This window comes from Streptomyces sp. NPDC085866 (assembly GCF_044541035.1).
GTDB lineage: Bacteria > Actinomycetota > Actinomycetes > Streptomycetales > Streptomycetaceae > Streptomyces.
Window position 1 is genome coordinate 85,514 of sequence record NZ_JBITSQ010000027.1, and the last position, 10,497, is coordinate 96,010.

The 10,497-nt window shown below is 70.5% G+C and carries 9 protein-coding genes; 7 read left to right on the forward strand and 2 right to left on the reverse strand.

Translation table 11 applies throughout. The features are described 5' to 3' along the window. Positions 1-152: 152 nt before the first annotated feature. The gene (gene ilvD, locus ACIF83_RS42990) at positions 153-2,006 is read left to right on the forward strand and encodes a dihydroxy-acid dehydratase (protein WP_393484560.1); all 1,854 of its coding nucleotides are present in this window, start codon (positions 153-155) and stop codon (positions 2,004-2,006) included. A gap of 53 nt (positions 2,007-2,059) precedes the next feature. On the opposite strand, the gene ACIF83_RS42995 is transcribed toward ilvD, so the two are convergent. Beyond that, complete coding sequence (locus ACIF83_RS42995; protein WP_399735763.1) at positions 2,060-4,189, reverse strand: serine/threonine-protein kinase; 2,130 nt, start codon at positions 4,187-4,189, stop codon at positions 2,060-2,062. Positions 4,190-4,370: 181 nt separating this feature from the next. Here ACIF83_RS42995 and ACIF83_RS43000 point away from each other — a divergent pair, with 181 nt between their 5' ends. From ACIF83_RS43000 to proC, 6 genes are all read left to right on the forward strand, one after another. Next, complete coding sequence (locus tag ACIF83_RS43000) at positions 4,371-4,694, forward strand: SH3 domain-containing protein (RefSeq protein WP_393484562.1); 324 nt, start codon at positions 4,371-4,373, stop codon at positions 4,692-4,694. Between the two features lie 42 nt (positions 4,695-4,736). After that, on the forward strand, positions 4,737-5,255 hold the full coding sequence (locus ACIF83_RS43005) for an EamA/RhaT family transporter (protein ID WP_393484563.1): 519 nt from the start codon (positions 4,737-4,739) through the stop codon (positions 5,253-5,255). Between the two features lie 175 nt (positions 5,256-5,430). Continuing rightward, positions 5,431-6,228, forward strand: coding sequence for a class I SAM-dependent methyltransferase (locus ACIF83_RS43010; RefSeq protein ID WP_393484564.1), 798 nt, complete (start codon positions 5,431-5,433; stop codon positions 6,226-6,228). 136 nt (positions 6,229-6,364) lie between these two features. Next, positions 6,365-7,177 (forward strand): ABC transporter ATP-binding protein, encoded by an 813-nt coding sequence (locus ACIF83_RS43015; RefSeq protein ID WP_399735767.1) that lies wholly within the window; start codon positions 6,365-6,367, stop codon positions 7,175-7,177. Continuing rightward, positions 7,174-7,974 (forward strand): ABC transporter permease, encoded by an 801-nt coding sequence (locus ACIF83_RS43020; protein ID WP_393484566.1) that lies wholly within the window; start codon positions 7,174-7,176, stop codon positions 7,972-7,974. Before ACIF83_RS43015 ends, ACIF83_RS43020 begins: the two co-directional genes overlap by 4 nt. A gap of 81 nt (positions 7,975-8,055) precedes the next feature. Then, entirely contained in the window at positions 8,056-8,868 is an 813-nt protein-coding gene (gene proC, locus ACIF83_RS43025) for a pyrroline-5-carboxylate reductase (protein ID WP_393484567.1), read from the forward strand. Positions 8,869-8,914: 46 nt separating this feature from the next. On the opposite strand, the gene trpS is transcribed toward proC, so the two are convergent. Next, positions 8,915-9,949, reverse strand: coding sequence for a tryptophan--tRNA ligase (gene trpS, locus ACIF83_RS43030; RefSeq protein WP_393484568.1), 1,035 nt, complete (start codon positions 9,947-9,949; stop codon positions 8,915-8,917). Between the last annotated feature and the right edge of the window lie 548 nt (positions 9,950-10,497).

Here is a 10,497-nt window from a genome sequence, read left to right on the forward strand (position 1 = left end):
GGTCCTGAGGCCGGCGCGGTCCCGACCTCGGCGTTCCGTGAAACACGCGTCCCGCATTCCGGACAGCCTTGTCCAGCCCTTGGAGGGGCGGCGTACGCTTCGTAGGGAGTCAGAAGTCTCTCTGATCGCAGTCTCTGAAGGAGCGAGCGACGATGCCCGAGCTGAGGTCCCGCACAGTCACCCACGGCCGCAACATGGCGGGCGCCCGCGCCCTTATGCGCGCCTCCGGTGTACCCGGTGCGGACATCGGCCGGAAGCCGATCATCGCCGTCGCCAACTCCTTCACGGAGTTCGTCCCGGGCCACACCCACCTGCAGCCGGTCGGCCGGATCGTCAGTGAGGCGATCAAGGAGGCCGGCGGCATCCCGCGCGAGTTCAACACGATCGCGGTCGACGACGGCATCGCCATGGGCCACGGCGGCATGCTGTACTCCCTGCCCTCCCGCGACCTGATCGCGGACTCGGTGGAGTACATGGTCGAGGCCCACTGCGCCGACGCCCTGGTCTGCATCTCCAACTGCGACAAGATCACCCCGGGCATGCTGATGGCCGCCCTGCGCCTGAACATCCCGACGGTCTTCGTCTCCGGCGGCCCGATGGAGTCCGGCCGTGCCACCCTGGTCGACGGCACGGTCCGCACCCTCGACCTGGTCGACGCGATCTCCGACGCCGTCAACGACAAGATCTCCGACGAGGACATCCTCCGGATCGAGGAGAACGCCTGCCCGACCTGCGGCAGCTGTTCCGGCATGTTCACCGCCAACTCGATGAACTGCCTGACCGAGGCCATCGGCCTCTCCCTCCCCGGCAACGGCTCGGTCCTCGCCACCCACACGGCCCGCCGCCGGCTCTACGAGGACGCGGCCCGCACGGTCATGGACCTCACCCGCCGTTACTACGAGCAGGACGACGAGTCGGCCCTCCCGCTCAACATCGCCACCTTCGCGGCCTTCGAGAACGCCATGGCCCTGGACATCGCGATGGGCGGATCCACCAACACGATCCTGCACCTGCTGGCCGCCGCCCAGGAGGCGGGCGTCCCGTTCGGCCTGGAGCAGATCGACGCCGTCTCCCGCCGCGTCCCCTGCCTGGCCAAGGTCGCGCCCAACGTCGCGAAGAACCGCACGTACTACATGGAGGACGTGCACCGCGCCGGCGGCATCCCCGCCCTCCTCGGCGAACTGCACCGCGCGGGCCTGCTGAACGAGGACGTCCACGCGGTCCACAGCCCCTCGCTGGCCGACTGGCTGAAGACCTGGGACGTCCGCGGCGGCTCCCCGTCCCCCGAGGCCGTGGAACTGTGGCACGCGGCCCCCGGCTGCGTCCGCTCCGCCGAGGCCTTCTCGCAGTCCGAGCGCTGGGAGTCCCTGGACGACGACGCCGAGAACGGCTGCATCCGCTCCGCCGAGCACGCGTACTCCAGGGACGGCGGCCTGGCGGTCCTCAAGGGCAACCTGGCGGTCGACGGCTGCGTCGTGAAGACCGCCGGCGTGGACGAGTCCATCTGGACCTTCGAGGGCCCGGCCGTGGTCTGCGAGTCCCAGGAGGAGGCCGTCCAGCGCATCCTCACCCAGGAGGTCAAGGAGGGCGACGTCGTCGTCATCCGCTACGAGGGCCCCAAGGGCGGCCCCGGCATGCAGGAGATGCTCTACCCGACTTCGTACCTGAAGGGCCGCGGCCTGGGCAAGAGCTGCGCCCTGATCACCGACGGCCGCTTCTCCGGCGGCACGTCCGGCCTCTCCATCGGCCACGCGTCCCCCGAGGCGGCCTCCGGCGGCACGATCGCCCTGGTCCAGGACGGCGACCGCATCCGCATCGACATCCCGAACCGCACGATCGAGCTGCTGGTCGACGAGGCGGAGCTGACGCGACGCGAGCAGGCCCTCGGCGGCGTCTACGCCCCCAAGAACCGCGAGCGCAAGGTCTCGGCCGCCCTGCGCGCCTACGCCGCGATGGCGACGAGCGCGGACAAGGGCGCGGTGCGGGACGTGGACAAGCTGGGCTGACCGGTTCACGGAAAGGGGCCGCCTCCCGAAGGGGGACGGCCCCTTTCCCCACGTCACCAGGCCGAGGGCTCGCGTGCGTCGAGGGCGAAGACGGTGCCGTCGGGGGCGGTGGCGCACACGCGATGGCCGACGACGACCGGTGCGGGCGGTGCTCCCGCAACCCGGGCCGAGTGGCTGCCGAGGCGGGCTCCGGTCTGCCCGACGAGCCTCCCCTCGGCCGTGTCGACGGCGAGGAGCCGCCCGTCACCCGCGCTGAAGTACACCCTCGCGCCGTCGGTGACCGGTGCCGACCCCCGGGTCACGGAGGTCTCGAGCCGCCACAGCTGCTTCTGTGCGTCCAGGTCGACGGCGACCAGGGAGCCACCTGTGGCCAGGAGGTAGACGAGGGAGCCCCGCACGGTCGCGTGAGCGTCGTCGAGCGCGACGGGCAACCTCACCCGGCTCGTCTGCCTGGAGGCGGCCGTGTAGCGAACGACCTCCTTGGTCTGTCCGTAGACGCTGTCGACGGAGAGGAAGAACACCGAGCCGCCCCGGGCACCGAACGGCCTCAGAGCTCCGGCGAGCCGGACGTCCCACCGTACGTGCCCCGTGCGCGGATCCACCGCGGTCACCTGCGTGCTGGAGCCGTCACCGGACGTACGGGCCGCGTAGACCGACGAGTCCCCCGGGAACGAGAGGAAGGCGGGTGCGCCCTGACCGGTGAACCCGCGCTGCCACTTCGCCGCACCGGTCGCCGCGTCCACCCCGGTGACCGTCCCGTCGGCGCGCGTGAGCAGGGCCATGCCGCCCGCGTAACGGATCGTCGTGTCCGGGGGCAGGCTCCGCTCCCAGACCTGCTTGCCCGAGGCGGGGGCGAGAGCCGCCAGACGTGACCCACCGTTCGTATAGGGCTGCACGAGACCGGCGGAGACCACGGGCGGTTCGCTCGTGGTCTGCGTGGCGACGGAGTGCCGCCACAACAGGGTGCCGTCGGCGGGGGACACGGCGAACACCGCACCGGGCTGGGCGCAGATCAACTTCCCGGCTCCGTAGGAGCATTGCGGCATGCCCTTGTCCGCCCCGACCGGTTCGGCCGTCCAGCCGGCGGAGGCCGTCGACACCGTCCGCGGGCTCCCGTGCTGCGGTGTGGGCCGGCTGCCCTCGAACAGCCGTACCGAGACCAGGGAGCCGAGCAGGGCCAGGCCGAGCACCGCGGCGCCCAGGGCTGCCACTCGCCTCCCCGGGCGACGGCGTCTCGCGGACCGCTCCTCGGACCGCTCCGCAGGGTGTTCCACGGCCTGTTCGGCTCCGGCCTTCGGCTCTCGGCCGTCCTCACTCGCCCGCTGCGCCGGTATGAACGCCTGTGTGTCGTACGAGGCGGCCACCGACCGCAGCTCCCGCATCAGCTCGTCGGGAGTCGGCCGATCGTCGGGTTCCTTGGCGAGGCAGCGAAGGATCAGCGGCGCCAGACTCTCCGGCACCCCGGTCAGGTCGGGCTCGTCGTGCACCACCTGGTAGGCGACCACATACGGGCTGTCGGAGTCGAACGGCCCCCTCCCGGTCGCCGCGTGCACCAGCACCGACCCGAGGGCGAAGATGTCCGCCGCCGATCCCACTTCCCGCGGCCGCCGGAACTGCTCGGGCGCCATGAACGGCGGTGTCCCGATCAACTTCCCGGTCTCGGTCCGCAGTTCGCTGTCCTTGGGTCGGGAGATGCCGAAGTCGATGACCTTCGGCCCGTCCTCGGCGAGCAACACGTTGCTCGGCTTAAGATCCCGGTGCACGACCCCCACCCGATGGATGTCGCGCAACGCCTCGGCGAGCCCGGCCATGAGCCGACGCAGCTGCGCCGCCGGCATCGGACCGTTCCGCTTCACATGTTCGGAGAGGGTCGGACCGGGAATGAACAGCGTGGCCATCCAGGGCCGTTCGGCCTCCGGGTCGGCGTCCACCACCGGCGCCGTGAAGGCACCGCTCACCCTCCGAGCGGCCGCCACCTCCTGCCGGAAACGCCCCCTGAACTCGGGATCCCGGGCGAACTCGGCGTGTACGACCTTCACCGCGAGCCTCAGTCCCGAGGTGCTCCGGGCCAGATGCACCACGCCCATGCCACCGGAGCCCAGACACGACTCCAGGTGGTACTGACCGGCGTACTCGGGAAGTTCCGCTTCCGCGCCCGCTCCGGTGTTGCGCTGTGGCGTCATGGACCACCCCCGTGCTGTTCGTCCGCGCGCGCGACGCACGGAGCCTAGTCGATGACTCGTACGAGACAGAGGCGGCTTGCTAGCGTCTGCATGCGAGTTGCGTACAGGTGTTTCGCAATTCGCTTCAGGGGAATCAACGTGACCCCATGACAGTCATGGGGACAATGGGGGGAGGCACTCGATGTCTGTCGAGCGCGTCGAAGAAGTCGAAGAAGAGGACAACAGCCGCGCGACGGCCGCGGTCGCGACGGAGTCCCTGCGCTACTACTCGGTCGCCCCGGGCGTACGCCTGAACGTCCGCAGCGGGCCCGGCACCAGCTACAACCTCGTCCGCGTCCTGCCCGAGGGTGCCAAGGTCCACATCTACTGCCAGTCGCCGGGCACCACCATCGCCGGCCCGTACGGCACCTCGAACATCTGGGACAACATCGGCAACGGTGAGTACGTCTCGGACGCCTTCGTCCAGACCGGCAGTGACGGCTACGTCGCCGCTCGCTGCAGCTGACCCGGCGAAGAGCCCGCCCCCGCCCGGAGCCATAATCGTCCCGTGAGCGACGAGACCGGCACCCCGGACACCCCGGCGGGCTCCCCGGGCGGCACGGCCCAGGGCGGCCCCCGCCCCGAGCCCCTCCGCTTCTTCGGCACCTCCTGGGTGAACCACGACAACGGGTACGCGGCCCGCCGAGCCGGTGTGGCCGTCGGCTCCCTCGCCGCGGCCGCCGTCTCCTGCCTGGTCCTGAACTTCGCCTACGAGGGCATCCAGATCGCCGACACCGGCGCCTTCGTGACCGTGCTGGTCGTCGTCATGTTCGCGATCTGCAGCGCGCTCGCCTTCCGCAACACCTGGGCGGGCTTCGGTCGGCGCCACGATCCCCAGCGCCAGGCCTCCCTGCGCGGCCTGCTCGCCATCGGCTTCGTCGGCTCCCTGCTCGCCTACTTCTTCCGCTCCCTCACCGAGGCCCCGGGCGAGAAGCTGCATCGCGAGGAGTACGAGAAGGCCCGCGAGGAGTACGAGCGCCGGTCCTCCCGGCGCACGGGCAACCCCTCGAAGAAGAAGCGGCGCTAACCCGCGACGGACAAAGGTGAACCGTAAAGCCGGTAAGTCGTAAAGCCGGTAAGCCGTAAAGCCCGTGAACCGGCAAGCGGTGTGTCCGCACAGAGCGATGTGCCTGGCCGAAACGCGCTGCTCTCGCCCACAAACCCGCTGTCTCCTCCCACCCAGCCTCGCGCACTATGGCGCCATGACCACGACCTCAGCCACCCCGGAACCGGCCGCCCCGTCCCCCGCACTGCGCGCGCACTCCTTCAACGCCGCAGCCGCCCAGTACGCCGCGAACCGCCCCTCCTACCCGCCTGCCCTCTTCGACACCGTCGAGGAGCTGGCCGGCCGGCCGCTGTCCGGGGCCCGGGTCGTGGACGTCGGTGCCGGGACCGGGATCGCGACCACCCTGCTGGACGCCCGCGGCGCCGACGTCCTCGCGGTCGAGCCCGGCGAGGGCATGGCCGCCGAGTTCCGTCGTGCCCTGCCGCACATCCCGATCGTGCGGGGCAACGGCAACGCCCTTCCCGTCGCCGACGCCCAGGCCGACTTCCTCACCTACGCCCAGGCCTGGCACTGGACCGACACCGCGCATTCGGTGCCGGAGGCGCTGCGCGTGCTGCGGCCGGGCGGTGCGCTGGCACTGTGGTGGAACACCGACGCCCTCGACATCGAGTGGATCGCCGAGGCCGCCGACCGCACCGGCCGGTTCTTCGGGGTGGACATCGCCGCCGAGAAGCGCAAGGCCGGAGACCGCACCGAGGGCGCCGACCCCAGCGGCCGCCTCCGGTTCACCCGCCGCGAGGTCCGCTGGAGCCGTCGTGTCCCGATCGACACCCACCTCGCCAACATCGGCAGCCACTCGGCCTTCCTCGTCACCGCCGAGGAGCGCAGGAACGCGTTCCTGGAGGAAGAGCGCGGCCATCTGCTGAAGGTCTTCCCGGACGGTGTGGTCGAGGAGACGTACGACGTGCTTCTGCTCGTCGCGACCAAGCCCTGATCCGACACCTCGTCAACCTCGTCAACCTCGCCGGTGGCAGCGGCGGCCCGGTTCCTTCCCGGGCCGCCGCTTTCGTGTGCGGCACACCTACTTCCTCCCCTTGACGGCACCGGCCGCCGGGAAGATTATTCACCGCATGATGAATTATGCGCCCGATCCACCCCACCCCACCGCACCGGACGCCGTCCACGCCGAAGAGCTCACCGTCGTACGCGGCCCCCGCACCGTCCTCCACCACCTCCGCTTCACCGTCCCGCGCGGCCAGATCACCGGCCTGCTCGGCCCCTCCGGATGCGGCAAGTCCACCCTGATGCGCTCCATCGTCGGCACCCAGGCCAAGGTCGCCGGCACCCTCGACGTCCTCGGCCACCCCGCCGGCCACCCCACCCTGCGCAGCCGCGTCGGCTACGTCACCCAGGCCCCCTCCGTCTACGACGACCTGACCATCCGCCAGAACCTCGACTACTTCGCCGCGATCCTCGACCCCGGCCGCGCCGCCCCCGAACGCCGCCAGGACGTCGCACGCGTCCTCGCCGACGTGGACCTCACCAGCCACGCCGACGCCCTCGCCGGCAACCTCTCCGGCGGCCAGCGCAGCCGCGTCTCCCTCGCCGTCGCCCTCCTCGGTACGCCCGAACTCCTCGTCCTCGACGAACCGACGGTCGGCCTCGACCCCGTCCTGCGCCGAGACCTGTGGAACCTCTTCCACGACCTCGCCGCCCGAGGCGCCACCCTCCTCGTCTCCTCCCACGTCATGGACGAGGCCGAGCGCTGCCACCGCCTGCTCCTCATGCGCGAAGGCCGGATCCTCGCCGACGACACCCCGGACGCCCTGCGTACCCGTACCGGCACCGACACCGTCGAGGCCGCCTTCCTCCGCCTCGTCGACGAAGCAGACCGAACAGACGACGCCGACGCCGCGGACCGCACCAAGGAGACGACCCGATGAGCCCGACCACACCGGCAGCGCCCGCCGCTCCTGCCACCCCCGCCGCGCGCACCAGCGCCCTGAACGCCGCCCGCACCACGGCCACCGCGGCCCGCGTCCTGCGTCAGCTCCGCCACGACCCGCGGACCATCGCGCTGCTGATCCTCGTCCCCTGCCTGATGCTGATCCTGCTGCGCTACGTCTTCGACGCCAGCCCGCGCACCTTCGACAACATCGGCGCCTCCCTGCTCGGCATCTTCCCGCTGATCACGATGTTCCTGGTCACCTCCATCGCCACCCTGCGCGAACGCACCTCGGGCACCCTCGAACGCCTCCTCGCCATGCCCCTCGGCAAGGCCGACCTCATCGCCGGCTACGCCCTCGCCTTCGGCGGCCTCGCCATCGTCCAGTCGGCCCTCGCCACCGGACTCTCCGTCTGGCTCCTCGGCCTGGACGTCACCGGCTCAGCCTGGCTGCTCCTGCTGGTCGCCCTGCTCGACGCCCTGCTCGGCACGGCCCTCGGCCTCTTCGTCTCGGCCTTCGCGGCCTCGGAATTCCAGGCGGTCCAGTTCATGCCCGCGGTGATCTTCCCCCAGCTCCTCCTCTGCGGCCTCTTCACCCCGCGCTCCAACATGCACCCCGTACTGGAGGCCATCTCCGACGTCCTCCCGATGTCCTACGCCGTCGACGGCATGAACGAGGTGCTCCACCACACGGACATGACGGCGACGTTCGTACGGGACGTCTCGATCGTGGCGGGCTGCGCGGTGCTGGTCCTGGCACTCGGGGCAGCGACGCTGCGACGGCGCACGGCATAGCCGCGGGCCCACCCGCCGACCGACATTCCGCCTGCCGGACAACCGACCCGCACACCCGACCCCGGTGCCAAACTGAACCGCATGAGCCAGAAAGTCGCAGTCCTCGGCACCGGCAAGATCGGCGAAGCCCTGCTCAGCGGAATGATCCGGGCCGGCTGGGCCCCCGCCGACCTCCTGGTCACGGCCCGCCGCCCCGAACGCGCCGAAGAACTCCGCAGCCGCTACGGAGTCACCCCGGTCACCAACCCCGAGGCCGCCAAGACCGCCGACACCCTGATCCTCACGGTCAAGCCACAGGACATGGGCGCCCTCCTGGACGAACTGGCCCCGCACATCCCCGCCGACCGCCTGGTCATCAGCGGAGCCGCAGGCATCCCCACCTCCTTCTTCGAGGAGCGCCTCGCCGCAGGCACCCCGGTCGTCCGCGTCATGACGAACACCCCCGCCCTCGTCGACGAGGCCATGTCCGTCATCTCCGCCGGCAGCCACGCCACCGCCGAACACCTCGCCCACGCCGAGGAGATCTTCGGCGCCGTCGGCAAGACCCTCCGCGTCCCCGAGTCCCAGCAGGACGCCTGCACCGCCCTGTCCGGCTCCGGCCCGGCGTACTTCTTCTACCTGGTCGAAGCCATGACCGACGCCGGCATCCTGCTCGGCCTGCCCCGCGACAAGGCCCACGACCTCATCGTCCAGTCCGCGATCGGCGCCGCCGTGATGCTCCGCGACAGCGGCGAACACCCCGTCAAGCTCCGCGAGAACGTCACCTCCCCGGCGGGTACGACGATCAACGCCATCCGTGAACTGGAGAACCACGGCGTCCGCGCCGCGCTCATCGCCGCACTCGAGGCCGCCCGCGACCGCAGCCGCGAACTCGCCTCCGGCAAGAAGGACTGACACCCACGACACCGCGAAGGCGGCGGGCCACCCCGCCGCCCCACGGCTAGCGAGCGGCGCCCAGTGAGCTCAGCGAAGGCTCCGCCACGGGCGGCAGCAACCCGATCGCCCGATAGGCGGTGTCGACGATCGGCCGGGCCATCGCCCGGGCCTTCTCCGCACCATCCCGCAGCACCCCCTCCAGATAGCCAGGATCCGCACACAGCTCCCTGTGCCTGGCCTGCACGGGCCGGAGAACCTCCACCACGGCCTCGGCGGTGTCCTTCTTCAAAGAGCCGTACGAGTCGTAAACGGCCGCCAGTGACTCAGGGTTCCCACCCGTGCACGCTGCGAGAATCTCCAGCAGATTCGAGACCCCCGGCCGGGCCTCCCGGTCGTACTCCACGTCCTGCCCGCTGTCGGTCACGGCCCGCATCACCTTCTTGCGCACCACGTCCGGCTCGTCCAGCAGATAGACGATCCCCGGCCCCGAGTCGTCCGACTTCCCCATCTTCGACGTCGGGTCCTGCAGGTTCATCACCCGCGCGGCCACCTTCGGCGGGGTTGCCCTCGGCACCACGAACGTGTGGCCGTAGCGCTGGTTGAACCGCACCGCCAGATCCCGCGTCAGTTCGACGTGCTGCGTCTGGTCGTCCCCGACCGGCACCTCGTCCGCCCCGTACGCCAGGATGTCCGCCGCCATCAGCACCGGATACGTCAGCAGCGACAGCCGCACACTCCCACCGCGCTCACGCTCCCGCGCGGACTTCTCCTTGTACTGGATCATCCGCCGCATCTCGCCGTCCGTCGCCACGCACTCCAGCACGTACGACAGCCGGGTGTGCTCGTCGACATGGCTCTGCAGGAACACGGTGCACAGCTCGGGGTCGAGCCCTGACGCCAGCAACAACGTCGCCGCCTGACGACTGAGCCTGCGTACCCGGGCCGGATCATGGACCACGGTCAGCGCGTGCAGATCGACGATGCAGAACAGGGAGTCCGCCCGGTGCTGGTCCACCGCGGCCCACTGCCGCATGGCCCCCAGGTAGTTCCCCAGCGTCAGATGTCCGGTCGGCTTGACCCCGCTGAAGACTCGCGTCATCTCTACTCCACCTCCAGGTCGAGACCGCCGTCCCGGTCGGCCGGCCCTCGGAGTCCTGGAGGGAGATACGAGAACGGCCGCCGAGGCGGCGGCCGTTGAGTGCATACGTGAGTACGGCCGCCTGTCAGGCGGCCCACCAGAGCTGGGTGCACGTACGCGTCATCACGTCGGCCAGCCTACGCCCGCAGGGGGCCCGCCCGCAGCGAGTTGACACACCCCGGCCCGGTACGTAATGTTCTCCGAGTTGTCCGACGTGAGCGCCGACTCCGGTCGGTCCCCGGACAGCCATTCCGCAAGTATCAGCCAGCAATCGGCGACCCGTCGTCGTGTGTTTTGGCGTGCATATTTGCGAAATGAGGAATCCGCGTTCGAAAGGACGCGGCCCCCGATTAGCTCGGGGGCCGGGAATCCGCTAAAGTCTCACTCGTCGGAACGGCCCAACAGCCGGGAAGACAATCCCGCCGACCGGGAATCGGACGCCGAAAGGATCTGATAGAGTCGGAAACACCGAAGGGAAGCCCGGAGGAAAGCCCGAGAGGGTGAGTACA